Source organism: Crossiella sp. CA-258035 (assembly GCF_030064675.1).
Lineage (GTDB): Bacteria > Actinomycetota > Actinomycetes > Mycobacteriales > Pseudonocardiaceae > Crossiella.
Genome location: NZ_CP116413.1, coordinates 5,244,303 through 5,269,997 on the forward strand (window position 1 = coordinate 5,244,303; position 25,695 = coordinate 5,269,997).

At 71.6% G+C, this 25,695-nt stretch carries 28 protein-coding genes; 14 read left to right on the forward strand and 14 right to left on the reverse strand.

Annotated elements, in window-relative coordinates:
* Positions 1 to 2 precede the first annotated feature (2 nt).
* Positions 3 to 359, forward strand: coding sequence for an STAS domain-containing protein (locus N8J89_RS23985; RefSeq protein ID WP_283659248.1), 357 nt, complete (start codon positions 3 to 5; stop codon positions 357 to 359).
* A 46-nt stretch (positions 360 to 405) separates the two neighbouring features.
* Positions 406 to 801 (forward strand): hypothetical protein, encoded by a 396-nt coding sequence (locus tag N8J89_RS23990; protein ID WP_283659249.1) that lies wholly within the window; start codon positions 406 to 408, stop codon positions 799 to 801.
* 12 nt (positions 802 to 813) lie between these two features.
* On the opposite strand, the gene N8J89_RS23995 is transcribed toward N8J89_RS23990, so the two are convergent.
* Together N8J89_RS23995 and N8J89_RS24000 are read right to left on the reverse strand one after the other, a co-directional pair.
* A complete protein-coding gene (locus N8J89_RS23995; protein WP_283659250.1) occupies positions 814 to 1,533 on the reverse strand; it encodes an ABC transporter permease in 720 nt (239 codons plus the stop codon).
* Between the two features lie 30 nt (positions 1,534 to 1,563).
* A complete protein-coding gene (locus N8J89_RS24000) occupies positions 1,564 to 2,445 on the reverse strand; it encodes an ABC transporter ATP-binding protein (protein ID WP_283659251.1) in 882 nt (293 codons plus the stop codon).
* A 132-nt stretch (positions 2,446 to 2,577) separates the two neighbouring features.
* On the opposite strand from N8J89_RS24000, the gene N8J89_RS24005 reads away from it, so the two are divergent.
* Positions 2,578 to 3,702 (forward strand): sensor histidine kinase, encoded by a 1,125-nt coding sequence (locus tag N8J89_RS24005; protein ID WP_283659252.1) that lies wholly within the window; start codon positions 2,578 to 2,580, stop codon positions 3,700 to 3,702.
* Positions 3,699 to 4,301: a response regulator transcription factor gene (locus N8J89_RS24010; protein ID WP_283659253.1), complete on the forward strand. Its 603-nt coding sequence runs from the start codon at positions 3,699 to 3,701 to the stop codon at positions 4,299 to 4,301. Before N8J89_RS24005 ends, N8J89_RS24010 begins: the two co-directional genes overlap by 4 nt.
* 37 nt (positions 4,302 to 4,338) lie before the next feature.
* On the opposite strand, the gene N8J89_RS24015 is transcribed toward N8J89_RS24010, so the two are convergent.
* The 3 genes from N8J89_RS24015 to N8J89_RS24025 all read right to left on the reverse strand — a co-directional run bounded on the left by N8J89_RS24015 (position 4,339) and on the right by N8J89_RS24025 (position 6,412).
* A complete protein-coding gene (locus N8J89_RS24015) occupies positions 4,339 to 5,067 on the reverse strand; it encodes an anti-sigma factor (protein ID WP_283659254.1) in 729 nt (242 codons plus the stop codon).
* Positions 5,067 to 5,567: a sigma-70 family RNA polymerase sigma factor gene (locus tag N8J89_RS24020; protein WP_283659255.1), complete on the reverse strand. Its 501-nt coding sequence runs from the start codon at positions 5,565 to 5,567 to the stop codon at positions 5,067 to 5,069. The genes N8J89_RS24015 and N8J89_RS24020 overlap by 1 nt, the downstream gene beginning before the upstream one ends.
* A gap of 191 nt (positions 5,568 to 5,758) precedes the next feature.
* Positions 5,759 to 6,412 (reverse strand): fasciclin domain-containing protein, encoded by a 654-nt coding sequence (locus tag N8J89_RS24025; protein WP_283659256.1) that lies wholly within the window; start codon positions 6,410 to 6,412, stop codon positions 5,759 to 5,761.
* Positions 6,413 to 6,601: 189 nt separating this feature from the next.
* Between N8J89_RS24025 and N8J89_RS24030 the strand changes: the two genes are divergently transcribed.
* The 4 genes from N8J89_RS24030 to N8J89_RS24045 all read left to right on the forward strand — a co-directional run bounded on the left by N8J89_RS24030 (position 6,602) and on the right by N8J89_RS24045 (position 10,284).
* Complete coding sequence (locus N8J89_RS24030) at positions 6,602 to 8,317, forward strand: cytochrome c biogenesis protein DipZ (RefSeq protein WP_283659257.1); 1,716 nt, start codon at positions 6,602 to 6,604, stop codon at positions 8,315 to 8,317.
* Between the two features lie 43 nt (positions 8,318 to 8,360).
* Positions 8,361 to 9,221, forward strand: coding sequence for a DUF4394 domain-containing protein (locus N8J89_RS24035; protein ID WP_283659258.1), 861 nt, complete (start codon positions 8,361 to 8,363; stop codon positions 9,219 to 9,221).
* Positions 9,222 to 9,314: 93 nt separating this feature from the next.
* Positions 9,315 to 9,833 carry a CHRD domain-containing protein gene (locus tag N8J89_RS24040; RefSeq protein WP_283659259.1) on the forward strand — a complete coding sequence of 173 codons (519 nt, stop codon included), beginning with the start codon at positions 9,315 to 9,317 and terminating at the stop codon, positions 9,831 to 9,833.
* 133 nt (positions 9,834 to 9,966) lie between these two features.
* A complete protein-coding gene (locus N8J89_RS24045) occupies positions 9,967 to 10,284 on the forward strand; it encodes a hypothetical protein (protein ID WP_283659260.1) in 318 nt (105 codons plus the stop codon).
* A 3-nt stretch (positions 10,285 to 10,287) separates the two neighbouring features.
* Here the strand turns inward: N8J89_RS24045 and N8J89_RS24050 are convergent, their stop codons facing one another.
* Positions 10,288 to 10,950, reverse strand: coding sequence for a phosphoribosylanthranilate isomerase (locus tag N8J89_RS24050; RefSeq protein ID WP_283659261.1), 663 nt, complete (start codon positions 10,948 to 10,950; stop codon positions 10,288 to 10,290).
* Complete coding sequence (locus N8J89_RS24055; protein WP_283659262.1) at positions 10,929 to 11,054, reverse strand: hypothetical protein; 126 nt, start codon at positions 11,052 to 11,054, stop codon at positions 10,929 to 10,931. Before N8J89_RS24055 ends, N8J89_RS24050 begins: the two co-directional genes overlap by 22 nt.
* A 74-nt stretch (positions 11,055 to 11,128) precedes the next feature.
* Between N8J89_RS24055 and N8J89_RS24060 the strand changes: the two genes are divergently transcribed.
* Both N8J89_RS24060 and N8J89_RS24065 read left to right on the forward strand, forming a co-directional pair.
* Entirely contained in the window at positions 11,129 to 12,316 is a 1,188-nt protein-coding gene (locus N8J89_RS24060) for a PP2C family protein-serine/threonine phosphatase (RefSeq protein WP_283659263.1), read from the forward strand.
* An 18-nt stretch (positions 12,317 to 12,334) separates the two neighbouring features.
* Complete coding sequence (locus N8J89_RS24065) at positions 12,335 to 12,559, forward strand: DUF3072 domain-containing protein (protein ID WP_283659264.1); 225 nt, start codon at positions 12,335 to 12,337, stop codon at positions 12,557 to 12,559.
* Positions 12,560 to 12,632: 73 nt separating this feature from the next.
* Here N8J89_RS24065 and N8J89_RS24070 read toward each other — a convergent pair whose 3' ends face one another.
* Both N8J89_RS24070 and N8J89_RS24075 read right to left on the reverse strand, forming a co-directional pair.
* The gene (locus N8J89_RS24070; protein WP_283659265.1) at positions 12,633 to 12,824 is read right to left on the reverse strand and encodes a hypothetical protein; all 192 of its coding nucleotides are present in this window, start codon (positions 12,822 to 12,824) and stop codon (positions 12,633 to 12,635) included.
* A 190-nt stretch (positions 12,825 to 13,014) separates the two neighbouring features.
* Positions 13,015 to 13,557: a condensation domain-containing protein gene (locus tag N8J89_RS24075; RefSeq protein WP_283659266.1), complete on the reverse strand. Its 543-nt coding sequence runs from the start codon at positions 13,555 to 13,557 to the stop codon at positions 13,015 to 13,017.
* 165 nt (positions 13,558 to 13,722) lie between these two features.
* On the opposite strand from N8J89_RS24075, the gene N8J89_RS24080 reads away from it, so the two are divergent.
* Positions 13,723 to 15,009, forward strand: coding sequence for a DUF2079 domain-containing protein (locus N8J89_RS24080; protein ID WP_283659267.1), 1,287 nt, complete (start codon positions 13,723 to 13,725; stop codon positions 15,007 to 15,009).
* A 14-nt stretch (positions 15,010 to 15,023) separates the two neighbouring features.
* Here N8J89_RS24080 and N8J89_RS24085 read toward each other — a convergent pair whose 3' ends face one another.
* A complete protein-coding gene (locus tag N8J89_RS24085; protein ID WP_283659268.1) occupies positions 15,024 to 16,058 on the reverse strand; it encodes an aldose 1-epimerase family protein in 1,035 nt (344 codons plus the stop codon).
* Positions 16,059 to 16,204: 146 nt separating this feature from the next.
* Here N8J89_RS24085 and N8J89_RS24090 point away from each other — a divergent pair, with 146 nt between their 5' ends.
* The gene (locus N8J89_RS24090; protein WP_283659269.1) at positions 16,205 to 17,608 is read left to right on the forward strand and encodes an FAD-binding oxidoreductase; all 1,404 of its coding nucleotides are present in this window, start codon (positions 16,205 to 16,207) and stop codon (positions 17,606 to 17,608) included.
* Between the two features lie 5 nt (positions 17,609 to 17,613).
* On the opposite strand, the gene N8J89_RS24095 is transcribed toward N8J89_RS24090, so the two are convergent.
* On the reverse strand, positions 17,614 to 18,357 hold the full coding sequence (locus N8J89_RS24095; RefSeq protein ID WP_283659270.1) for a VOC family protein: 744 nt from the start codon (positions 18,355 to 18,357) through the stop codon (positions 17,614 to 17,616).
* Between the two features lie 109 nt (positions 18,358 to 18,466).
* Positions 18,467 to 19,483 carry an Lrp/AsnC family transcriptional regulator gene (locus N8J89_RS24100; protein WP_283659271.1) on the reverse strand — a complete coding sequence of 339 codons (1,017 nt, stop codon included), beginning with the start codon at positions 19,481 to 19,483 and terminating at the stop codon, positions 18,467 to 18,469.
* 92 nt (positions 19,484 to 19,575) lie between these two features.
* Between N8J89_RS24100 and N8J89_RS24105 the strand changes: the two genes are divergently transcribed.
* A complete protein-coding gene (locus N8J89_RS24105) occupies positions 19,576 to 20,931 on the forward strand; it encodes an MFS transporter (RefSeq protein ID WP_283659272.1) in 1,356 nt (451 codons plus the stop codon).
* On the opposite strand, the gene N8J89_RS24110 is transcribed toward N8J89_RS24105, so the two are convergent.
* Positions 20,889 to 21,929 carry a hypothetical protein gene (locus N8J89_RS24110; RefSeq protein ID WP_283659273.1) on the reverse strand — a complete coding sequence of 347 codons (1,041 nt, stop codon included), beginning with the start codon at positions 21,927 to 21,929 and terminating at the stop codon, positions 20,889 to 20,891. The genes N8J89_RS24105 and N8J89_RS24110 overlap by 43 nt on opposite strands.
* A gap of 95 nt (positions 21,930 to 22,024) precedes the next feature.
* Between N8J89_RS24110 and ilvA the strand changes: the two genes are divergently transcribed.
* Positions 22,025 to 23,260: a threonine ammonia-lyase IlvA gene (ilvA, locus tag N8J89_RS24115; RefSeq protein ID WP_283659274.1), complete on the forward strand. Its 1,236-nt coding sequence runs from the start codon at positions 22,025 to 22,027 to the stop codon at positions 23,258 to 23,260.
* Here ilvA and N8J89_RS24120 read toward each other — a convergent pair.
* Positions 23,257 to 25,083: a condensation domain-containing protein gene (locus tag N8J89_RS24120; protein ID WP_283659275.1), complete on the reverse strand. Its 1,827-nt coding sequence runs from the start codon at positions 25,081 to 25,083 to the stop codon at positions 23,257 to 23,259. The genes ilvA and N8J89_RS24120 overlap by 4 nt on opposite strands.
* Between the last annotated feature and the right edge of the window lie 612 nt (positions 25,084 to 25,695).

A 25,695-nucleotide genomic window follows, 5' to 3' on the forward strand; every position in this document is an offset into this window, starting at 1 on the left:
GCATGAGCAGCGACACCGCCTCCGACCTGCCCATCAAGGTCACCACCACCGAGTCCGAGCAGGGCGTCGTGGTGGCGGCCACCGGCGAGATCGACCTGCTCACCACCCCCGCCCTCCAGCAGGCCCTGGACCAGGCGGTGGCCGCGCACCCGCCGGTGCTCGTCGTGGACCTCACCGCGGTGAGCTTCCTCGGCTCGGTGGGCCTGGCCGCGCTCGTGCAGACCCTGCCCGCGGCCGAGCAGGGCACCAAGGTCCGGGTGGTGGCCACCAGCCTCGCGGTCGTCCGCCCACTGACCGTGACCGGGCTGACCGAGCTGCTGCCGGTTTTCGCCACCGTGGATCAGGCTTTCGCAAGCTGAGCCCGCCGGAGGCATCAGCGCGGCAGGGCCGGGTATCCCGACTCGCATGCGGGAGGAGACCGAGCCGGACTGGGAGCTGTGCGATGTGTGCGCTCGCCTGCTGGATCCGCTGGCGGAGGCACGTTTCGCGGTGGTCCGGGACTCCTCGGCGGTCCGGGTGGTCAGCGCCTGCGCCGACGGCTGGCGGCTGGTGGTCGCCTGCGGTGACCAGCACCTGCGGGAGCTGGTCGCCGCCTACCGGGCTCGCCCGTGGATCCCGGCCGAGCTGTGGGCCGGGCGGGTCGAGCGCGCCTGGGTCACCGCGCCGCCCGCGGACCGGCTGACCGTGGAGGCGCTGGCCGCGCGGACCGGGCTGAGCCGGGTGCAGGTGCGCGCCGGAGTGTGGCTGCTGCGCCAGCGGCTCGCGGGCCGGTGGCCGCCACCGGGCCTGCTGCCCGCCTGATCGTGCGAGCTGTCAGCGGCGGGGTTCCCAGCGGAACAGCCGGAACGCCAGGGCCACGGCCACCACGACCCAGGCCAGCGTGGGCGCGAGCAGCAGCAGCGAGTCGCCGACCGGGACGCCGCCGTTCCAGGCGTTGATCACCAGCTCGGTGGCCGCGCCGCCGGGCAGCAGCCGCTTGAGCAGGGTGAGGTCCTCGGTGCCGGTGATGCCGATCCAGCTGGCCACCGCGATGACGCCGAGGCTGACCGGCAGGGTGGTGACCTGGGCGTGCTCCGGTGAGTTGGTCAGCCCGGCGGTGGCCAGGCCCAGCCCGACCATCATGGCCACCGTGGCCAGCACGGCCGCTACCAGCAGGGCGACGTTGTCCGGCCTGCCGGTGACCACGCCGAGCACGGTCAGGATCACCGTCACCTGGACCAGCGCCAGTGCGGTGACCGGCAGCACCAGCCCGGTCAGGATGCCCGCGTCGCCGGCCGCGGTGGAGCGCAGCCGCTTCAGGAACAGGTTCTGCCTGCGGGCGGCCAGGGTGGTCACCGCGCTGGCGTAGAGACCGAAGGCGCACACCGTGAACAGCACCACCGCCGCGATGTAGCCGAGGCTGGCGAGCTGGCCGAAGATGTCGTGCCGGTAGATGAAGAACGCGCTGACCACCACCGGCACCACAAAGCTGTTGATCAGCACCGAGCGGTTGCGGAAGATCTGGATCAGCTCACCATGAGCGATCGGAAACATGGTTCTCCTTCTGGGGAAGTGCGTGCCCGGTCAGGCGTCGATGGCGCGGAAGACGTCGTCGAGCCCGGTCGGGCCCGCGTGCAGCTGGTGCAGCTCCAGCGCGTGGTCCTCCGGCCACCGCAGCAGGGTGAACAGGTCGCGCTGCAACTGGTGGGTCTCGGCCAGGAACGTCCCGTCGCTGCCCCGGTTGCCCGGCAGCGGCGGCGGGGGCGCCGTCGGCGGCAGGGCGAAGCGGATCACCGCGGGCAGGGTCCGGGTCAGCTCGGCCACGGTGCCCTCGCGGTGGAAGGTGCCCCGGTGCATCAGGCCGATGCGGTCGGCGCGCTGCTGCGCCTCCTCCAGGTAGTGCGTGGTGAGCACGATGGTCGAGCCCTCCTCGCGCAGCTTGTCCACCGCCTCCCACAGCGCGTCCCTGGACTGGATGTCCAGACCGGTGGTCGGCTCGTCCAGGAACACCAGCTCCGGGGTGCCGTACACGGCGGTGGCGAAGTCCAGCCGTCGCTTCTCACCGCCGGAGAGCTGGGAGACCTTGGTGTTGGCCTTGCGGGTGAGGTCGACGATGCCGAGCACCCGCTCGACCCGGTCAGTGCGCCGGGTGAGCTCGCCGATCAGCCGGACCGACTCGCGCACCGTCAGGTCCGGGGAGAACCCGCTCTCCTGCAACATGATCCCCATCCGCGGCCGGACCGCGGCCCGGTCCGCCGGGCTCTGCCCGAGCACCCGCACGGTGCCCGAGGTGGGCGCGCGGTGGCCCTCGATGGTCTCCAGGGTCGAGGTCTTGCCCGCGCCGTTCGTGCCGAGCAGGGCGTAGAACTCGCCCTGCCGCACCTGAAAAGAAAGGTCCTTCACCGCGTGGAAGTCGCCGTACCTGACGTTCAACCGGTCCACGTCGATCACTGCTGCCGAAGTCATGCCGATGACCTCACCAGCCACAGTGGACAGTCACCAGTGCGACCACGTCACCAGTTCGCCATGACATTCCTCGGGTGAGGATATGACGTGGTGTCACTGGCGCTGGCCACGGAGTTGAACGATGCTGGGCCAGTGAGCCCGACACCCGCTGAGCCGGCCCAGGAACAGTTCCGCAGGCTCAACCTCACCCTGTTCCTGCCGCTGCTCACCGTGACCGGGGTGTTCACGGTGGCCGTCGACGCCCGGACCTGGTGGCACGCCCTCGTCCTGGGCGCGGGCGTGGCGGCGACCCTGATCGCGTTCACCCGGTGGGCGGCGGGCGAGGTGCTGCGGGTCGCGCTGCCCTGCCTGCTCGTCACCGCGGCGGTGTGGCCCTTCGGGGTGCTGGTGGTCGGCAGCTCGGCGGCGGTCTTCGGCATCTGCTGCGTCGGCACGCTCGTCATCCCCCAGCTGCCCCGCCACCGGGGCGCGGCGATCGCCGGGCTCGCCGGCTACGTCGCCGCGGTGGGCGCGACCCGGCTGCTGGTGTCCACTGAGGACGTTGCCGGGGTGCTGTTCCAGTACGCCCTGGTGCCCACCGGCATCACCGTGGCCGTGGCGGGTTTGATGTTTCCCAACAAGCGGTTCTACGACGTGGTCGACGAGCTGGAGCAGGGGCGGGAGCGGGAGGCGGAGCTGGCCGTCACCCGCGAGCGCGTCCGGTTCGCCAGCGACCTGCACGACATCCAGGGCCACACCCTGCACGTGGTGAAGCTGAAGACCGCGCTGGCCCAGAAGCTGGTGGACAGCGACACCGAACGGGCCAAGCAGGAGCTGCGCGAGATCCACGCCCTGGTCAGCGAAACCATCACCCAGACCAAGGAACTGGCCTACGCGCAACGGCGGCTCAACCTCTCCGCCGAGCTGGAGAACGCGCGCAACCTCTTCGAAGCCGCGGGCATCGACGTGCGCGTGGACCGCGAAGCCGAGGTCGACCAGAGCGCGAGCGAGCTGCTCGGCCAGGTCCTGCGCGAGACCACCACCAACATCCTGCGCCACGCCCAAGCGACCCGGGTGCGGATCACCTTGTCCGCGTTGAGCATCACCATCGTCAACGACGGCGCGCAGCGAGCACCGCTGCCCGGGCTGCGCGGCCTGGCCAGCCTCCGGCAACGCCTCGCCGCCGACGGCGGTGCGCTGACCGTCGAACAGGAAAACGGGCAGTTCCTGACCGCCGCGGCCTTCCCGCACCGTCCGAAAGCACGGGAGAACCGATGACCACCGTGGTGCTCGCCGACGACGAGGCCCTGCTGCGCAAGGCCATGGCCGCGCTGCTCCCGCTGGAGGGCCAGATCACCGTGCTGGCCGAGGCGGCGGACGGCGAGCAGGCCGTCCAGGCCACCCTGCGGCACCGGCCCGACGTGCTGGTCATCGACCTGGAGATGCCCGGTGTGGACGGTCTCGCCGCCGTCGCCCGGATCCGCGCCGCCCAGCCGGACCAGGTCATCCTGATGCTCACCCGGCACGCCAAGCCCGGGGTGCTGCGCAAGGCCCTCAAGCTCGGCGTCCAGGGCTTCGTCAGCAAGTCGGCCGAGCCAGCGCACATCGCCACGGTCATCGCCACCCTGCACGAGGGCAAGCGCTGGATCGACCCGGACGTCTCCGCGCTCGCCGTCGTCGACGACTGCCCGCTCACCGAACGCGAGCTCGACGTGCTGCGGGCCACCCGCGAGGGCTACTCCGTCGCCGACATCGCCACCCAGCTGCACCTGGCCCAGGGCACCGTGCGCAACTACCTGTCCAACGCGATGCAGAAGACCCAGACCCAGACCCGGCACGAAGCCGCCAGGTACGCCCGCGAGCACGACTGGCTGTGACCAGGAGCTCGGTGGCCCGGTCACCGGCTGACCCCGGTCAGGCCGCGGGCAGCGCGGTGGTGATCACCGGTAGCGAGGTGGGCTGGGGCGAACCGCCCGCGGGTTCGACGGTCAGGCCGATCCGGTCCCCAGCGGCCACGCCGGGTGCTACCAGGGGTGCGGTGGCCGGGAGCAGCCCTGCCGAGCGCGCGCCGCGCGGGCCGATGACCCAGGCCTGGTAGACCTGCCCCGGTGGCGGGGCGGGCAGGCCGCTGGCGATGAGGACCGCGGCCGCGTGACCAGGGACGTGCACGACGGAGAGCGTGCCGCCGCCGGGACCGGGCGCGCTCAGCACCCGGGCGTCGGCGGCGGCCAGCAGCACCGCCGCGTCGGCGCGACCGGCCAACGCGCCGGCCTGGGCGTCGAGCTGGTCGCTGGGCGCGGTGCTGTGCAAGCCGAGCACCGCCATCCCGATGACGGCCGCCGCGGCGGCCAGGAGCACGGCGCGTCTTCGTCGCCGATTCCCTGCCACGCGCGGAGATCCGGTCAGCGGTGGGATCTGGGAGGTGAACTCGGCGACGGCCAGCACCCGCTCGCGCAGCGCAGGTGGCGGGGCTTCCGCCACCGCGTTGCCCAGCCAGGCGCTGGTCTCGGTGAACTCGGTGACCTCCAGCGCGCAGGTGGGGCAGAGGTGGAGGTGTCGCTCGAACTGTTCGCGTTCGGCCGGGGAGAGCGCGTTGAGCACGTAGGCGCCGGTGAGGGCGTGCACATCGGCTGGTGTGTTCATCAGGTCACTCCCAGGCAGTCGCGGAGCCGGATCATGGCGTCCCGCAGGCGCGTGCGAACCGTGGACGCGGGCAGGTCCAGCAGCGCCGCGATCTGACGGCAGTCCCGCCCTTGGTAGTAGGCCAGGACCAGGCAGTCGCGCTGTTCTTGGGTGAGGGCGGCCAGGTGACGGTGGAACTGGTGCCGGAGCAGGCTCGTGCCGACCGGCTCGGGCAGCTCCGGCTCCGGTACCGCGGCCGGACGAGGAGCAGGCGCCGCGACATCGGCCCGGACCCGCTCCACCGCGGCGCGGTGCGCCCTGGCCACCACCCAGGCCAGCGCGCTCCCCCGCCGAGGGTCGAACTCGGCGGCCGCGCGCCAGGCCGCGAGCAGCACCGACTCGGCGACCTCCGCCGCGCGGGCCTGGTCTCGCACGACCTGCCGGATGACGCCCCAGACCGGGCCGATCACCGTGTCGTAGAAGCGTGCGAACGCCTCCCGGTCCCCGCGAGCAGCCAGCACCAGCAACTCCTCCGGCTGCTCCGGAACCCGCGGTCGCGACACGGGAGTCCCGGGCTGGACACGGCGGAGTCGGGCGAAATCCGGCACGGCGACTGGCTCCCTCATGAACCAACACGGTCATCCACTGTGGACTGCAAGAACAGCCCGCAGGCCACCGGGAGTCCACTGTGGACTCCGGCGGCCGGGCGGGGTCACTTGGGCATGAGCACCGAGTCGATCAGGTACACCGTGGCGTTGGCGGTGTGCACGCCACCACAGATCACGTTGGCGTCATTGACCTTCAGCGCATTCCCCGAGCCGGTCACCTTGACCATGCCCTTCTGCACAGTGGCCTGCTCACCGACGATCTTGTCCGGGGCGATCTGACCGGGCACCACGTGATAGGTCAAGATCTTGGACAGCAGCGCGTCATCGGTCTTGAGCTTCTCAATGGTCGCCGCATCGATCTTGGCGAACGCGGAGTCCACCGGAGCGAAAACGGTGAACTCACTGCCGTTGAGCGTGGAGACCAGGTTCACCTTCGGGTTCAGCTTGCCGGAGACCGCGCTGACCAGGGTCTTGAGCAGCGGGTTGTTGCTCGCGGCCACCGCCACCGGGTCCGCCGACATGCCCGTCACCGAGCCCGGCCCACTGGGCACCTGCTTGGCGTAGTCGGCACAACCCGAACCCACCAGGTCACGGGCCGGATCGGCCATCGCGCTGGAGGACGGGGCCGCCGAACTGCTCGGGGCGGCCGAGGGAGTGCTGGAGTTGGCGGGCGTGTCACCGGAACCACAGGCCCCGGCGAGCAGGGCCAGCGAGGCGACACCGGCGGCGGCGATGGTACGGCGAGTGGTGGTGTTCATGTCTGGACTCTCTTCCGGTCTTGTCGGACAAACACTCCGCATTCGCCGCCCGAACCGGCCCGGATCGACCCATCACCCCGTCGTTATCCACCCGTTACAACCGACAGGGTCGTGGAAGGAACACCGAACCATTTGCGCCCGGCGTGCGAACACCGGTCATCGCGTCCCCGTCAACTGTGTGAGGCCACCGTGCTGACACTCGCCCTGATCGGCCTCATCGGAGGCCTGGTCACCGGCATCTCACCGTGCATCCTGCCGGTGCTGCCCGTCATCTTCTTCTCCGGCGGCGCCCAGAGCGCCCGGACCACCGAGACCAAGACCGCCGCCGCTTCCCGTTCCCGCCCCTACCTGGTGATCGCGGGCCTGGTGGTCAGCTTCACCCTGGTCACCCTGTTCGGCTCGCTGCTGCTCTCAGTGCTGGGCCTGCCGCAGGATGTGTTGCGCTGGGGCGGAATCGTGGTGCTGGTGCTGATCGGCGTCGGCCTGATCGTGCCCGCCTTCGAGCACCTGCTGGAAAAGCCGTTCAGCTGGATCCCGCAACGCCGCCCCGACGCCAACAAGGGCGGCTTCGCCCTCGGCCTGGCCCTCGGCGCCATCTACGTGCCCTGCGCGGGCCCGGTGCTGGCCGCGATCACCGTGGCGGGCGCCACCGGCAAGGTCGGCGTGGACACCGTGGTGCTCACCGCGGCCTTCGCCATCGGCGCGGCCAGTCCCCTGCTCATCTTCGCCCTGGCCGGACGGCGGGTCGCCGAACGCGTGCAGGCCTTCCGCAAGCGCCAGCGCGGCATCCGGATCACCGCGGGCGTGGTGATGATCGCGCTGTCCCTCGGCCTGGTGTTCAACCTGCCGCAGCTGCTCCAGCGGGTCATCCCGGACTACACCAGCGCCTTGCAGGACAAGGTGAACAACTCCGAGCAGGTGCGCAAGGCGCTCAACCTCGGCGGCCTGGTCAACGAGCAGAACAAGGACCTGGACAAGTGCTCCGACGGGGCCAAGGAGCTGGAAAGCTGTGGCACCGCACCGGATGTCACCGGCATCCAGCAGTGGCTCAACACCCCCGACGGCAGCGGTGTCGACCTGAAGCAGTCGCGCGGCAAGGTGGTGCTGCTGGACTTCTGGGCCTACTCCTGCATCAACTGCCAGCGCTCCCTGCCCCACGTCACCGCCTGGGACAAGGCCTACCGCGACGCCGGGCTCCAGGTCATCGGCGTGCACTCCCCCGAGTACGCCTTCGAGAAGGAACCGGCCAACGTCGCCGCCGCGGCGAAGAACTTCGGCATCACCTACCCGGTCGCCCTGGACAACACCCTGTCCACCTGGACCAACTACCGCAACCGCTACTGGCCCGCGCACTACCTCATCGACGCCAAGGGCACCGTGCGGCACATCAAGTTCGGCGAAGGCGACTACCGGACCACCGAGAAACTGATCCGCCAACTGCTCACCGAAGCCGCTCCCGAGAAGCTCCTGCCCGCCGCGACCGAAACCACCGACGAGACCCCGGACATCGGCAAGATCACCCGCGAGACCTTCCTCGGCTCCACCAAACGCGTGAACTTCGCCGGCACCGAGAACTACACCAGCGGCCAGAAGTCCTTCCAGTTCCCGGAGAACCAGGCCGCGGACACCTTCACCCTCGACGGTGAGTGGACCCTGGACAGCCAGCACATCACCCCCACCGGGACCAGCGGCCGGATCCGGCTGGACTACCGGGCCAAGGAGGTGCGGATAGTGCTCTCCGGCAAGGGAACCGTCAGCTACGACAGCAACGGGGAGACCAAGACCATCCAGGTCGACGGCACCCCGAACTCCTACCAGCTGCTGTCCACTTCGGACATCCGCACCGGCAGGGTCGCCGTGACCGTCGGCGCGGGCGTGCAGGCCTACTCGTTCACCTTCGGCTGAGACAGAACAGAACAGAACGATCCTTCGACACCTTGGAGTGGAAATGCGCAGAACCACACGTCTGCTGGCGACCGGCGCGACCGTGCTGGCAGCAGTCTCGGTCGGCGGCACGGGCACAGCCTCGGCGGCCCCGACCGCCGCCAGATCCGGTGACCTGCTCGTGCTCAGCGAGCACGGCGTGCTCAGCCGGCACGACGCCGGCCTTCCGCTGCTGGCCAAGCAGCGCAAGCGGATCACCGGCCTGGCCCGCGGCGAACGCCTCGTCGGCCTGGACACCCGGCCGGCCACCGGCGAGGTCTACACCCTCGCCAGCTCCGGCCAGCTCTACCGGATCAACCCCGTCACCGCAGCCGCCACCGCGATCGGCGCGCCCATCTCGTTGTCGGGCAAAGCGATCGGGTTCGACTTCAACCCCACCGTCGACCGCATCCGGGTGGTCACCGACCAGGGCCAGAACCTGCGCCTGCACCCCGACACCGGTGCCCTCGCCGCCACCGACACCCCGCTGAACTACCCCACCGGCGGGCCCGCGCCCAAGGTGGCCGCCGCCGGCTACACCAACGGTGTCGCCGGAGCCACCACCACCGCCCTCTACGGCCTGGACTCCGCGCGGAACACGCTGGTCAAGCAGGGCAGCCTGCCGGGAGAGACGCCGGTGGTCTCGCCCAACACCGGTCAGCTGGCCGCGATCGGCAAGCTGGGCCTGGACATCAGCGCGGTCAACGGCTTCGACATCGCGGGCCGGGCCGGCGCGGGCGCCTACCGGCCGCAGGACTACCGGGCCGCGGCCATCGTGCGCGTGCACGGCCTGACCCTGCTGGTCCGGATCAACCTGGCCACCGGCCGCGCCCACACCGTCTCGCCACTGCTGAGCAGCGCGGTCGGCCTGACCTTCGCGCCCTGACCCGCCATCACCCCATCGGGTCCAGAACCGAGGCGACCCGAGCCACGAACGTTCAGTTGCAGGGACTTTCCCACAATTCTGGAGGTCGTTCCGATGCGTCTGTCCATCCGCACCCTCACCCTTCCGGCGGTGGCCGCCTGCCTGGCACTGCTCGCCGCCGCACCCGGCGCCGCCGCCGCACCCCAGGACCGCGACCGCGGGCCGGACATCGGGATCGGCATTGGCATCGGCATCGATCTCGACCTGGGCAACCTGCTCGGCGGCTCGTACCGCTCGGCCCGGCTGACCGGTGCCGCCGAGGTTCCCGGCCCCGGTGATCCCGACGGCCGCGGCACCGCCCGGGTGGTGGTCGGCTACGACGAGGTCTGCGTTTCCCTTGCCGTGACCAGGATTGGCACCCCGACCGCCGCGCACGTGCACCGCGGCGCGGCCGGAACCGCCGGACCGGTGGCACTGGAGCTGCGCACACCGGGCAACGGCCGCAGCCGCACCTGCACCGACGTCGACCCGGACCTGGCCCGTGAGCTGAGGCGCTCACCGAGCCAGTTCTACGTCAACGTGCACAACGCGGAATACCCGGCCGGCGCGGTACGGGGTCAGCTGCGACGCTGACCCGGCAAGGGGCCCGGTGTTTCCCCCCGGTCTGGGAAACACCGGGCCTCGCGGGCTGTCCAACCCTGCTCGTGCTCACGCAGGTGCGGCGGCACGAGGAACTTCGGCCGGTGAAAGGCCGCGACCACGCCCCGTGGCTGCCCACGACCTCGGTCAGTCCTCCGCCGGCACGAATGCCTGGCCGTGGCCGAGCGCGGCGAAGCAGGTCGCGATGATCAGCGGCCGCCAGCCGGGCGGTGTCGCCGTCGGTGGGGTCCAGGGCGAAGATCTCGAACACGCGCGCCTGGTCCTCCATGACGTCCCCGGTAACCCGGTCCGGATCGGGCCCGTTCGTCACGCGGAAGGCCAGGGACACCAGGCCGGGCCGGTCCAGCGTCACCTCGGTCAGCAGTTCCAGGCCACGCCGGTCCCGCCAACCGATCCGGTCGGTGAGATGTGTCGCACGCGCTGAGCGCTAGGCCGCGCTGCGGACGGCCTCGATGAAGTCGCGGATCTTGGCCACGTCCTTGACGCCCTTGGCGGCCTCGACCCCGGAGCTGACGTCGACCGACAACGTCCGGCACAGCGGCCGCAGCGCGGCGATGCCCTCGGCCACGTTGCCGGGGGTCAGCCCGCCGCTGAGCACCAGGTGCGTGCCCGGCGCGGCGGGCAGCAGGGACCAGTCGAAGGTGCGGCCACCGCCGCCGTAGCCGGGGACGTGCGCGTCGAGCAGGATCGCCCGCGCCCGGTCGAACCGCGCCGCGAAGCCGGTCAGGTCGAAAGGTGGTGTGCCGGGGTCGAGCGGGACGCGCGCGGCCCGCACGAAGGCGCGCTGACCCTGCTGCGAGGCGGCCCAGCAGTCCTCGGGCGTCTCGTCGCCGTGGAACTGCAGCAGCGCGCCGGGCACGGCCGAGGCGGCGGCGACCACCTCATCAGCGGGGGTGTTCACGAACAGCAGCACCGGGGTCACGAACGCGGGCAGCCGCGCGGCCAGCTCGGCGGCGCGTTGCGGGGTGACGTGTCGCGGGCTTGGCGGGTAGAGCACGAAGCCGATGGCGTCGGCACCGGCCTCGACCGCGGCGTCCACGTCCTCCGGCCTGGTCAGCCCGCAGATCTTCACGGCCGTTCGGGTGCCCATGCGGCCACACCGTACACGCCGGCCAGGGCGCGCAGGCGGCGCTGGCTGCCCTCGACCAGGTCCTTCTTGTGCGCCGGGAACTCCGCTGTCACCTGCCTGGGCATCTCGGCCACCCGCCACTAGGCCGTTTGACCCCACCGGTCACCGGGTAGGCCAGCCACTGCCTGGGAGGTGTGTGGTGGACGGCTTCAGGATGCTGGCGGGTCTCCTCGAAGCGAGCCATCTCGCCGGTTTCGAGCAGCTGACCGGGTTGGTCGAGGAGCACGGCGGCACCGCGGGGTTCACCGGGATCACGATCCTGCTGGCCGATCTGCGGCAGGAGGCGCTGGTCTCGACCACCGGACAGGGCCGCTTCTCGGTAGACGGCAGCCTCGCGGGCCGGGCGTTCCGGCACATCGAGCTGGTGGTCACCGACGACGGTCCTGGCGGGCACCACTTCTGGCTGCCGCTGCTGGACGGCACCGAACGCGTCGGGGTGCTGGGCGCATGGGCTCCGCTGAAGGACCGGGTGACGCTGGACCGGTTGCAGGCCCTGGCCGCGCTGGTCGCGCTGCTGCTGGTCAGCAAGCGGCCGCACAGCGACACCCACGCCAGGCTGGTCCGCTCCCGGCCGATGGCGCTGGCCGCCGAGGTGGTGCGGCCGCTGATGCCGCCGCTGTGCTTCGCCAACGAGGACATCGTGGTCGCCGGCGTGCTGGAACCCGCCTACGAGGTCGGCGGCGACGCCGTGGACTACGCGCTGACCGGGGACACCCTGCACGTGTCGGTCTTCGACGCCATGGGCCACGACCAGTCGGCCGGGCTGACCGTGGCACTGGCCACCGGAACCTGCCGCAACTCCCGCCGCCGGGGCATCGGCCTGGTCGAGACCAGCGTCAACATCGACTCGGTGGTGCACACCCAGTTCGGCGGCAGCCGGTTCACCACCGGCGTGCTGGCCGACCTGGACATCCGGAGCGGGTTGCTCACCTGGGTCAACCGCGGCCATCCGCCGCCGCTGCTGATCCGGCGGGGCCGCTGGCTCTCCGAGCTCCAGTGCAAACCCACGCCGCCCATGGGTTTCGGGTTCCCCATCCAGCCCCGACTGTGCCGCCAGCAGCTGGAACCCGGCGACCGGCTGCTGTTCTACACCGACGGCATCGTCGAGGCCAGGGACGGCACGGGGGTGGAGTTCGGCCTGCGCCGCTTCACCGACTTCATCATCCGCCGCGAGGCCGACGGGTACTCCGCGCCGGAGACGCTGCGCAGGCTCATGCGCACCGTGCTCGCCCACCAGGACGACCGCCTGCAGGACGACGCCAGCGTGCTGCTCCTGGAATGGCGCAGCGACCGGGAGAAACGCCTGGTCGTCAGCCGCGGGGTTTGACTCCGCGCGAGCGCGGGCATGTCGAACACACGTTCGACGAGGAAGGGAACTGCCGTGAGCCGCACACCGGAGAAGGACCCCGGCGACTGGACGACCGGCGACGAGGAGATGACCGGGCCCCAGGAGTCCTACCTGCACACCCTGGCCCAGGAGGCCGGGAAGGAAGTGCCGGATGAGCTGACCAAGGCCGAGGCCTCGCAGTTGATCGACCAGTTGCAGGAGGAGACCGGGCGGGGCCGCTGAGGGAGCCGGCTCGCCCGCCCCTGCTTCTTTGGGGTTCGTGGTCATCAGGGCGTGACTTCAGTCGACACTGAAGTCATTGTGTCAAGCAAGAGAACTCGCCAGGTGGGGCCAGGTGGGGGCGGAGGCGGCTGACGATCTTGGCCGCCTCCTCGCGGGTGATCACGTCCGGGCGGTGGTCCACGCGGAGGGCGAGTTCCGGGCCTTCCTGGCGCGCCACCAGGGACAACGGGTAGTGGGTGCCGTCGTTGACCCGCACCTCGCGCACCACGACCTCGCCGAGGTGGCTGAGCGCGGCGGGGTCCAGGGGGGTAGTTGTGGAAGACCAGGTGGGCCGCGAACAGGTGCCGGTGGCCCAGGTCCCTGGCCGCGGCCGCCATGTCCGGGACCTCTGGGGAGCGGCCGGAGACGGTGGCGCCCAGGAGCAGGTCCTCCGACGCCGGTGAGTTCGTGCAGGGTCAGGGCCCACGCGGTGCGGACAGGCGCAGGGTGTGCTGGTGCGGCAGCAGGGCCGGGTCCTCGGCCAGGGGTGGGGCGAACAGGGTGGGTTTGGCGTCGTCCAGGAGCTCGGCCCAGGTGCGGGTGGCGGCGGCGCGGTCCTGGCGGGCGAGCCAGTTCAGGTGGGCGGCGAAACTTGGGGCAGGCGCCAGCGGCTGGCCCGCGCAGTGGCGAAACAACTCGCCGAAGAGCACCGACAGGGACCAGCCGTCGACCACCGCGTGGTGCAGGCTCAGCAGCAGCACGTGCCGTCGCGGGGCCAGGCGCATCAGGTGCGCGCGCAGCAGCGGTGGGCAGGCCGGTGCAAGGCGATCTTGTTTAGGGTGCCGAAGCCGGGCCGTTCGATCGCCGAGCGCTTGCCCTCGGGCCGCGGCGGCTCGAAGCGCACCGCCCCGCCGGTTGCCCGCGCCGTAGAGGTCGAGGTTGTCGAAACCCCCGGTGTAAGCGCTGTCCCCGCCGATGTAGTTGAACGGGATGCCCAGCTCCTCTCCGGGTAAGGGCATGCTCGGACCATCAAGGCGTGGCAACCGCTTCGGCAGTCCCGGAACGAGTGCTTGGCGCATTCACAGTGCGGCTGCGACCATCCACTGACACCACATTGCCGCCGAAGGGAAAATCCGGTTCTCGTTCCGCGCCGGAACACCTGGCTTCCGTCGCTGGTCGCGACGGTGTTCACCACCGCGTACACCCTGTTCGCACTCGGCAGGCACGCCATGCTGCGGACCTACGGTTTTGACCTCGGCATCTTCATGCAGGCCGTGCGCAGCTACGCGGAGGGCCGGCTCCCGGTCTCCGACATCCGCGATCCCGGCCTCATCCTCTTCGGCGACCACTTCAGCCCCATCATCGCGCTGGTCGCGCCGCTGTTCCGCCTCTTCCCCACCGCGGAGACCCTGCTCGTGGTCCAGGCCGCGCTGTTCGGTCTTTCCGTGTTCACCGTCACCCGGGTCGCCGAGCGGCTGCTGAGCCCGGTCGCCGGAGTGGTCATCGGAACCAGCTACGGGCTGTCCTGGGGCTTGCAGACGGCATTGGCCTTCGACTTCCACGAGATCGCCTTCGCCGTGCCCCTGATCGCCCTGGCCCTGGCCGCCTACCTGTCCGGCCGCTACCGGGGAGCCGTCGCCTGGGCCGCCCCGCTGGTGCTGGTCAAGGAGGACCTCGGCCTCACCGTCGCCGTGCTCGGCCTGCTCATCGCCACCCGGCCGGGCCACCGCGGGCTCGGCCTGGTCACCGCGGTGGCCGGGCTGGCGGCCGCGCTGCTCACCGTGTTCGTGCTGATCCCCCAGTTCAGCGTGGACGGCGCCTACCGCTACCTCGGCGCCGGCGGCCTGGCGCCGACCATGGAGGTCCACCGCGGCGAGCTGTTCGACCCGCGCAAGCTGGAACTGGTGGGCCTGCTGCTCGCGCCCACCCTGTTCCTCGCGCTGCGCTCACCCCTGGTCCTGCTCGCCCTGCCCACGCTGGCCTGGCGGCTGGTCGGCAGGAACGAGTCGTACTGGCTGCCGGACTTCCACTACGACGCGGTCCTGATGCCCATCCTGTTCCTCGCCCTCCTCGACGCGGTGGTCCGCCTGCGACCGGCCGTGCACCGGTGGCCTCAGCGGCGCTGGCTCAGCACCGCGGCCTCGGCCGTGCTGCTGGCCACCGCGCTCGTGCTGGCCTCGCGGTTCCCGCTGCGCGAGCTGCTGACACCCGGGTTCGGCGCGCAGACCGCGGAGACCGCCGCGGCCCACCGGTTGCTGGACCTCATCCCGGACGGGGTGTCGGTCGCGACGGAGAACAACCTCATGCCGCAGCTGGCCGGGCGGACCCGGGTGTGCCCGATCGAGCCCGAGCACCGTCCAGAGTGGACACTCGCGGAGGTGGGCAGGCAGGACGAGCTGGCGGCGGACATCGCCAATGCGCGATCGGTGCGCTACGACGGCAGGTTCATGCTGATCCAGCACCGGCTCTGACGACACGACCTAGGTCAGAGCGAGTTGGTGCGCACGCCCCAGAAACCGGTGTGGGACCGGCCCGGTTCGAGCACGATCAGCCCGTCGCCGCTGTTGAACGCGTTCGGCGCGGAGGTGACCGGTTCGATGGCGATGCCGCCGCGCGCGGGACGGCCCTGGGCGTAGTCGTCGGAGTAGACCAGCAGGTACCGGTGCGAGTCGTCCACCCACAGCTCCACCTCGTGCCCGTCCGGCGCTCGCAGCCGCGCCACCGCGCTGTCCGCGGTGGGCCGCAGCAGGCCGGTGTAGCAGGCGTCGAGCTTGGCGGGGCCGATCACCTTGGGCGTGCGGAAGTCGAACGGCGTGCCGGCCACCGGCGCGCGGCCGGTGGGGATCATCCGGTCGTTCATGACCAGCCTGGTCTCCGCGGCCAGGGTCAGTGTGGCCGGGTCGATGGTGGGGTCGACGCGGAAGTACGGGTGGTAGCCGCTGCTCAACGGCGCGGGCTTGGCCCCGGCGTTGACCGCGGTGAGGGTGACCCGCAGGCCGGTGCGGCTGAGCAGGTACTCGACCTGGAAGCGCAGCGTGAACGGGTAGCCGTACTGCGGGTAGAGCACACAGCCCAGCACCAGCCGGTCGCGCTCGCAGCGGAGCGGGCTCCACGGCGAGAAGCTGAGCAGACCGTGGATCGCGCAGTTGTTCCAGTGCTCGCTGATCGGCGTCTCGTAGGCGGTGCCGCCGAAGGTGTACTTGCCACCGTCGATCCGGTCCACCCAGGGCAGCAGGATCTTGCCGAGGTGGCTGTCCCCCATGGAGTCCGGCGGATGGGTCACCAGCACCTCGCGGCCGTCCACCACCCACGACCGCAGCTCCGCGCCCACCTCCGCCACGACCAGGCTCTGCTTGCCCGAGGAGATCCGGTGCTGCCGGCCGGTGGGCAGCAAGGGTTCCGTCATGGGCTGGAGCCCTCCGGTTGACGCGGAGGCGGCGCTGGCCGGGGCGACCGCGGCCGTGGCCGCCACCGCGGCTGCGGCGGTGAGTGCGGTGCGGCGGGAGAAAACTCGGGTCATGGCAGCTCAATCTCCAGCAATACCGGCGATCCGTCCACTGTGGTCATCCACCGTGGCCATCCGCGCGAATTCCAGTCACCATGCTCTTGTCCAACGGCAAGCGCTTGCCCCAGGTTCCGGAAACACCGCGGGAAAGGACGTTCACATTGCGCCGCAGGTCATTTCTCACCGCAGCAGGCCTGGCCACGCTGTCCACCCTCACCGGTATGTCCACAATGGACATTCAGTGGATCAGGCCGGGCGACGCGGGCTACGCCGAGGCGAAGCTCGGCTACTTCCCGATCTACGACCACCAGCGCCCCAGCGCGATCGCCAAGGTCACCTCGGTGGCCGACGTGCAGCGGTGCGTCGAGACGGCGCGGCAGACCGGCAGCCGCATCGCCGCCAGGTGCGGCGGGCACAGCTATCCCGGCTACTCCACCGCCGACGGCGCGATCGTCGTGGACGTCCGCGGCCTCAACCGGATCCAGCTGCACCCCGACGGCACCGTCGACGTGGACGCCGGGGTGCTCCTGATGGACCTCTACCTGGCGCTGGCCGCGGCCGGGCGGATGCTGCCGGCCGGCACCTGCCCGACGGTGGGCATCGCCGGGCTGACCCTCGGCGGCGGCATCGGCATGACCGGGCGGCAGTTCGGCCTCACCTGCGACCGGCTGACCAAGCTGGAGATCGTGACCCCGGACGGCGTGCACCGCACCGTGAGCCCGGCCCAGCACCCCGACCTGTTCTGGGCGCTGCGCGGCGGGGGCGGCGGCAACTTCGGCATCGTCACCCGGTTCACCTTCCGCACCGAGCCCGCACGTGAGCTGACCACCTTCAGCCTCAAGTTCGCCCCCGCGGCGCTGCCCGCGCTGCTGCACGCCTGGCCGCAGTGGCAGGCGAGCGCGCCGTGGGCGATGACCACCAGCTTCGGCGTCAGCGGCGGCCCGGCCTCCTCGCCCAGCCTCAACGGGTGTTTCGTGGGCTCCCCGCAGGAGTGCAAGCCGCTGGTCGACGACCTGATCCGCCGGATCGGCTCCCCGCCGACGAGCAGGCGGGAGACACCGAAGACCTACCTGGCCGCGATGGAGGAGTACGCCTGGTGCTCCACCGCGGACAACTCCTGCAAGCCGGGCTGGGGCGGCGGCACCGGCGGGCAGAAGCGCGGTGAGTACGTGGCGACCTCCCGCATGCTGTTCCGCCCGGTCGCCGATCCGGAGGCGCTGGCCGCGGTCTTCCGGAACACCCCGAACTCCTACAACATGATCGACTCAGTCGGCGGCGCCATCGCCAAGGGCCCCGCCTCGGCCTACCCGCACCGCCAGGCGATCGCCAGCATCCAGGTCGAGTGCTTCCTCACCGACGGCGAAGCGGCCGCGCGCCGGGCGATGGGCGCCGCGCGCGACGAGCTGGGCCGGATGTACGGCGAGCACGGCTACGTCAACTACCTCGACCCGCGGATGCCGAACTGGCAGCGCGCCTACTACGGCGGCAACCTGTCCCGGCTCCAGTCGGTGGCGCGCCGGTACGACCCGGACCGGGTGTTCGCCTTCCCCCAGGGGCTGGCCTGAGGCGGTCACATGGTGATGATGGTGAACACCGCGCCGTGCGGGTCGGTGAGCACCGCGGAGCGCCCGAGCACGGTGTCCGTCGGCGGCCCGGTGACCCGGCCGCCGAGCTGCTCGGCGCGGTCGGCGGACTCGTCGCAGTCGCGCACGGCGAAGTAGGCCATCCAGTGCGGCGTGGTGACCTCGGGGTGGCCGGGCCGCATACCGGCCACCGTGCGGCCCTCGAACCGCCACTGCGAGTACTCGACGTCCCCGAGCCGCCGGTCCCTGGCCTCCCAGCCGAACACCTCGCCGTAGAAGGCCTTGGAACCGTCCGAGTCGCCGGTGGTCAGCTCGTTCCAGCAGAGCGTGCCGGACTCGTTGAACAGCTCGCAGCCGGGCATCTCCCCCGGTTCCCACACCCCGACCTCGGCCCCGGCCCGGTCGGTGAACACGCCGATCCGCCCGGTGTCAGCCAGGTCACCGGCCGGGAAGAGCACCTGTCCCCCGGCGGGCTCGACCCTGGCAGTGGTGGCCTCGGCGTCGGCGACCAGCACGAAGGTGCGCCAGGCCGTGCGCTGGCCGGGAGCCAGCAGCTGACCGGCCCCGGCGACCGCCTTGCCGCCCTTGGTGAACACGGTGTAGCCGCCGGACTCCTCGGACGCCACCCTGGCGGACCAGTCGAACAGGCCCATGTAGAAGGACCGGGTCCGGGCGAGGTCCGGGGACCGCACGTCGATCCAGCCCGGGGTGCCCGGTGCCACTGCGCCCATCTGTGCTCCTGGTGCTCGTGCGTGCTCGTGCTCGGCACATCTTCTCAGTACGGACCGAGGTCGGTTCGTGACGGGGCGTGAGAAGCGCCCCGGCGCGATCAAGCGTGCCTCATCCAGCATGGCCCGGTAGTCGCGGCCGTCCCCGAACCGCGTCCGCTGTTTGCTGGGTGAGCGTGGCGGCGGTCGCGGCGCGTTTCAGGGTGCTGATCACCGGGGCGGTCTCCAGGTGTTCGATCGCCTCGATCGTGCCGACTCGTTCGGTCAGGTAGGTGTAGAGCGCGTCGACGTCCCGGCACACGGCCTTGGCGAGCAGGTTGGCCGGTCCGGTGGTGATCGCCACCAGCGCGACCTCCGGGTGCCGCGCCAGGGCCTGCGCGACGCCCACCAGCCGCGCGGGGCGCACGGACAGCCACAGGACCGCCTCGGCGTGGTACCCGAGCGCGGTGGCGTCCAGGTCGATGTCCAGGTAGAGGGTGCCGCTGCCGCGCAGCTGGCCGACCCGGCGGCGCACGGTCGGCTCGGACAGGCCGGTGGTCGCGGCCAGCTCGGCGAAGGTGGCGCGGCCGTCCTGTTGCAGCGCGGTCAGCAGGCCCTCGTCGCCGTGTGTGTCCACTTCGGACGGAGCGGGATCGAGGACCGGGGTCAGCTGGTCGATCTGCGCCTTGGTGAGCACGTTCGCGCGGCCGTGCCAGCCCACCGGCCCGCCGACGAAGGAGCGCAGCAGGCAGTGCGCGGACACCGACACGATCCTGGGTGTCCGCGGAAGCTGTTGCAGCAGCAGGGCTTCCGGCGCCTGCTGGCCCGGCGCGCGGATCACGCAGGCGATCTCGGTGCCGCCCGAGGTGAGCTGCACCCACGAGGTGTCCGGCCGCCGCGCCAGCGCCCGCGCCACCGCCAGCGCCGCGTCCGGGGTGCAACGCAGCCGCAGGAACCACTCCACCTGACCGAGGCGGCGGGCGTCGGTCATGCCGACCACCCGGAGCACCCCGCCCGCGCGCAGCTTGCGGTACCGCCTGGCCACGGTCTGCGCGGAGGTGCCCAGCACCGCCGCGACCTGGTTGAACGGGACCCGGCCGTCGATGTGCAGCGCGTGGACCAGTGCGCGGTCCAGGTCGTCGAGTGTCACATTTCCGATAGTAGACACGCGTTGGTGGAGTTAACCGTCAGGTGCGGCCGGATATGCGGTCAGATGAGTCGCAGAAACCTAGCTTCGCGTACATGGACAGTCAGAACTACCGCTGGCGGTGGCCCGCGCTGGCCGCGCTGCTGCTCGCCGAGGCGATGAACCTGCTCGACAGCACGGTGATCCCGGTCGCCGCGCCCGCGATCCGCGCGGACCTCGCGGTGAGCGAGACCGGGTTGCAGTGGCTCACCGCCGGTTACACGCTCCCGTTCGCCCTGCTGCTGATCACCGGTGGCCGGCTCGGCGACATCTTCGGCCGCAGGCGGGTCTTCGCCGCGGGCGTGCTGGTCTTCGTGCTCAGCTCCGCGCTGTGCGCGGTCGCGCCGAATGTCGCGGTGCTGCTCGCGGCCAGGGCGGTGCAGGGCGCGAGCGCCGCGGTGATCATCCCGCAGACCTTCGGCCTGATCCGGGCGATGTTCACCGGCGCCGAGGTGGCCAAGGCACTGGGCACGATCGGCCCGGTGATGGCCCTGTCCGCGCTGTGCGGACCGGTGGCCGGCGGCCTGCTCACCGAGGCGGACCTGTTCGGCCTCGGCTGGCGGCCGGTGTTCCTGGTCAACGTTCCGCTCGGCCTGGCCGTGCTGGCCGCCGCACCGCTGATCCGGGAGGACCGCTCCCCCGCCCGGCCGCGGCTGGACGTGAGCGGGACCCTGTTGGCCTCGCTCGGGATCGGACTGCTGGTGTATCCGCTGGTGGCGGGCGACGGCACCGGGTGGACCTGGCTGAGCCTGGCGCTCGGACTGGCCACGCTGGCCGGGTTCGGGTGGCACCAGCGCGGCCGGACCGACTCGCTGGTCGAGCCAGGATTGTTCCGCGGCAAGGTGTTCCCCGCCTCGCTGGCCGGTTCGCTGTTGTTCTTCGCGGTGTTCAACGGCCTGTTGTTCGTGCTCGTGCTGCACCTCCAGCTGCGCATGGGCCAGACCCCCTCCAGCGCGGCGCTGACCCTGTTGCCGTGGTCGGCCGGGCTCGCGGCCGGCTCGTGGGTCGCGGGCGCGGTGCTGGTGCCGCGGTTCGGGCCGAAGGTGATGCGCGCCGGGCTCGGCCTGGTGCTGGTCGGCCTTGCCGGGATCGCGGTGTCGGTCACCGTGCTGCCGCTGCTGGTCACCGGGCTCGGCCTTGGCCTGTTCACGGTGCCGTTCTTCGGCAACGCGCTGGCCGGGGTCGCCCCGCACGAGACCGGCTCGGCCGCCGGGCTGCTGAACGCGGTGCAGCAGCTCGGCGCGACCGTCGGGGTCGCCCTGCTGGGCACGGTGTCCTTCCGGTTCGGCGCCTTCGGGGCCGTGCTGGTCGCGATCGCGCTGATCGCCGCCGTGCTGGCCCTCACCGTCGCGATGATCCCGGCACGCGACTACCAGGGACGCCAGCAGGGCACGCCGCTCACCCGGTCGTAGATCGCGCGCAGCCAGGGTTCGCGCACAGCGGGCAGCCGGGCCAGCGTGCGCAGGAACACGCGCGTGTCCGGTAGGAAGAACGAGTACGGCAGTCGCGGTGGCTCCGCCTCGGGGAGGTCCCCCTTGATCGTGGGCACCAGCGGCCGGTTCTGCTGGAACGCCAGGTGGATCCACACATCGGCGGCCAGTGGCACGAGGGTGGCCTCGCCGGGCGGCGACCAGGTTTCACCGGTCTGGGGATGGCGCGGGACCAGGACGAGGTCGGCGTCCGGGGCGGGCAGGCCCGGTCCGGCCAGCGCCAGCGTCTTCTCCGGTGAGCCCGGCAGCAACACGGTGAGCACCCGGCCGAGGGTGTCCGCGAGCAGGCCCTCCGGCACGCCCACCGGGGCACCGGCGCAGGCGGCCAGCAGGTGGGCCAGTGTCACGCCCAGCTCCGCCTCCCAGCGCCGGTCCCACATCCCGGACGGCTCGACCGGCGGAATGCCTTCGCGCTCGCGGAGCAGGGTCGGCCAGTCCGCGGGCGGCTCGGCGGGGCCGGGCGCGGGCAGGCGGCGCACCGCGTCCGGGACCAGCCAGACCACCTGCCAGTACGAGCAGTCGTCGATGCGGGTCGCCACCGGCCGGTGGCATCCGGCGCAGAACAGGTTCGGGCCGTCGCGGCCGTCCTGGCCGCAGCAGGCGTCACCGGAAGGTTCGGGGACCAGCACGGTGTTCCGGGTGTCGCCCGGGGCCAGGCCGATCGTGCCCGGCACGCCGAAGGACAGGCTGTACACGGGCGCGAACACACCGCGGGCAGCGGCTTCGGCCGCGCCGACCTCGGCCCAGCGACGCCACGGTGGGCCGCTGGGTTCTGGGTCGACGACGTAGGTTCCGGCTTCCAGCAGGGCCGGCAGGGGCACACCGTTTCCCCACACCTGATGGGTGTGGCCGGGCAGCGCCACCTGGGTCACCTCAGTGGTGAGCGGGGTGTCGCAGCCTGCGCAGGCGAACAGCTCCACGGTGCGGAGTCTGGCATGGGGCGGCCGGGCGTGGGTGCACAATGGACGATGCCCGAGCAGCACCCGTCAGCCCGCGCACGGAAGAATGCGTCTCCATGTCCTTCGTTGATGAGGTTTCCTCGGCCGCCGCGCGACTGGCGAACGTCGCGCGCAGCACGCCGCTGGAGGTCAACCAGCGGCTGTCCGAGCGGACCGGCGCGCGGGTGTGGTTCAAGCGGGAGGACTTGCAGGTCGGCCGCTCCTACAAGCTGCGCGGGGCGTACAACCTGTTGGCCCAGACCGAGCTCACCGCGGCGGGGGCGGTGTGCGCCTCGGCAGGCAACCACGGGCAGGGCGTGGCGTACGCCTGCCGGCGGCTGGGCATCGAGGGGCAGGTGCACGTGCCGCGGACCACACCGCGGCAGAAGCGGGACCGCATCGCCGCGCTCGGGCAGGGCCGGGTGCGGCTGGTCGTGGACGGGGACACCTACGACGACGCGGCCGCGCTGGCCCAGGAACACGCGGCGGCCACCGGCGCGGTGCTGGTGCCTGCTTTCGACGACCGGCGGACCATCGCGGGGCAGGGCACCGTGGGCATGGAGATCGTGCGGCAGCTGGGTGGCGCGCCGGATGTGGTGGTGGTGCCGGTCGGTGGCGGCGGGCTGCTCGCGGGAGTGGGGGCCTGGCTGCGGGCGCACTGCCCGGAGACCAGGGTGGTCGGGGTCGAGCCCTTGGGTGCGGCCAGCATGACGGCGGCGCTGGCCAGTGGCGGGCCGGTGACGCTGCCGGAGGTGGACTCCTTCGTCGACGGCGCGGCGGTGCGCCGGGTGGGCGAGGTGAGCTTCCCGATGGTCCGGGACTGCGGCGCGGAGCTGGTGACGGTGGCCGAGGGCGCGGTGTGCACCGAGATGCTGGACCTCTACCAGGTGGACGGCATCATCGCCGAGCCCGCCGGGGCGCTGGCCTCCGCCGCGTTGTGCAGCGAGGTGGCGATCGGCCCCGACGAGACGGTGGTGTGCCTGCTCTCCGGTGGCAACAACGATGTCAGCCGCTACGCCGAGGTGGTGGAGCGCTCGCTGGTGCACCGCGGCCTCAAGCACTACTTCCTGGTGGAGTTCCCGCAGGAACCCGGTGCGCTGCGCCGTTTCCTGGACGGCGTGCTGGGGCCCGACGACGACATCGTGCTCTTCGAGTACCAGAAGCGGGACAACCGGGAGACCGGGGCCGCGCTGGTCGGCATCGAGATCAGCCGCGCCGAGGACTACGACCGGCTGTGGGGCCGGATGAAGGAGTCCCCGCTGCGGATCCAGCACGTCGCGCCGGGCAGCACGGCCTACCGGTTCCTGGTCTAGCCCGGTCCGATCGCGTTCAGCGGTAGCGGCAGCAGGAACTGGGCGGTGGAGACCTCAAGTCCGGCCGCGCGCAGCTGTTCGGCCAGGGCGGGCGCGTCGGCCAGGTTGCCGCCGTTGCCGGCGAAGCAGTTCGCCAGGTCGAAGGTACGGTCCGGGTACCGAGCCTCCAGGACCTTGGTCAGGATGGCCTCCTCCGGGGTCAGCTCGCGACCGGCGGGGCTGCGGCGGCCGTCGCCGTCCTTGGTCACCGGCAGCTCGCGCCAGCCGGGGGTGTGTTCCCCGGCCAGCCGCAGCCGGTAGCGGCGCGGGGCCGCGGCCAGCGGGTTGACCAGGAGCTCGGCCATCAGGTGGCCGTGCAGGTCGGCCGGGTCCAGCTCGGGGTCGGTGGTCAGCACCTCCGCGACGAGCTGCTCCCCCGCCACGTGCGCCTCGGCGGCCAGCACGCCGGGCACGGCCAGCAGGGCCTCCGCGGTGGCCTCGGTGTTGACCCAGTCCCGGCCCGCCCTGGTCCAGCCGGGCTGGACGGGCGGCGCGGGTTCGGGCGCGCGCGGCGGGGTCAGGCCGGCGGCGGCGCGGACGTCCTCGGCCAGCGCGTGCAGCAGCTGGCTGGACTCGGCCAGGGTGAGCAGGTGGTCGGCCGCGCGCAGCGAGATCTCCACGACCTGCTTGCCGGGGTGGATGTTCAGGTAGAGCTGTTCGGCCGGCTCGGGCACCGTCTGCTCGGTCAGCTCGTCCGCCGCGGGCACCTCGGCCTCGTCGTCCTCGTGGTACGGGTGGTAGTTGACCTCCAGCGGCGCGCGCGCCGAGACGCCCCGGTCGAAGGTCGCGCGGGCTTCCGCGGCCAGCAGCGCGATCGAGTCGTAGTTGCCGTGCTTGTAGGCGCGCAGGCTGGCCGAGTAGGCGGGCCGGAACAGCGCGGGCAGGTCCTGCGCCGGGTCGGCCTCCAGCACCACCTGGCCGAGCAGGGCGTAGCAGCCGACGCTGTGCTCGGTCGCCTGGTCGAACCGGTTGGCCACCACGGTGTCCATGGTCACCCGGTGCTCGCCGGTGCGGGCCGCGACCAGGCGGGCCAGTGCCGCGGTCAGCACGGTCGCCGGGCTCACCCGGTGCTGCTCGGCGAGCGTGCGCAGCGCGGTGGCCAGCGAGGCCGAGCGCAGGGTGACCAGGTGGCTGTGGCCGGCCGGAATCCCGCCGCAGAACGGGGCGAGGGTGTTGGCCGGGATCGAGGCGATCAGCTCCAGCCAGTGCTCATGCACCCGCTGTGCGCTCTTCTGATTGCCGGTCCTCTCGCGTTCGGCCTGGTCCAGCGGGTGCCAGCGCGGTTCGGCCAGCTCGGCCGGGCGGCCCGCCGCGGCGGCGGCCAGCAGCTCGGCCAGCTCGGTGGCGGCCAGCTGCGCCCCCCAGCCGTCCACCGCGATGTGGTGCAGGGCCAGCACCACACCACTCGGGTGCGCCGCCGGGCCGAACAGCACGGCCTGGCACGGCCAGGAGGTGTCCAGGTCGAACTCATCACCGGTCAGCTCGGCCGCGATGGCCGTCCTGTCACCGTCCACAGTGGACTCCAGCACGGGCGGCACGTCCGGCGCGCACACCCGCTGCACCGGCTCGGCGCTGGGGAACAGGCTGCGCAGCACCTCGTGCCTGGTGACCAGTTCACGCAATGCCGCCAGCACCGCCGCCCGGTCCAGCCCCTCGGGCACCGGAACGTGCTGGTACAACGAAAGGGACAATGACAGGAACCGCTCACTCGGATCGAGTTGCTGCTCAAGCCAGTGGTACTGCTGGGCCCAGCTCAGCGGCCCCGACCGGAATTCGGCACTCAACGGAAATCTCCTCGCTCAGCCGTGCACTGGTCATCATCCGGCGGACCCGGATTCACCGCGAATACATTTTCTCGATAGCGCCGCGAAATGCGCGACATACCTCCGAGCCGGCAAGACGTCAGCTCGTCAATACCGGGGCCATCGTCCGCGGGCAGGCCGAATCAGCGCCCGTCTCTCGGGCGCTCCGGCAAGCCGTTGCAGATTCAACTACCCCAGGTCTGCGCCACGCGGATGCGAGCGCTGCTCTAGCCAAACCCCAGTGTGACCAGCAGAAACCCCCAGTGGTCCGTACCCGTCGGATCAGAGGATACCTGCCCCAAAGGGCTGTTGCCACTGTCTTGCAGGAGGCCGCAGCGCCGCTCGCGCGCCGCGCGACTACTACACATCGACCACCACTGGCAATGCAGAACTAGCCAGAACTTCATTTTTCTGCTGGCCGATCCTGGTCACGATCCGTGCAAGACCGCGCTACGGAAGGAAGTACGGGCAGGTATCCCCCTTCAACAACGCTGTGAATTAACCGCCTTTCCACGCGGTTTGTGTCCGGAATCGCACCCGTACTGGGTAAAGCTCAGCCTGAAAGGGGTGACGCGGGTCCGATCGGGAACTGGA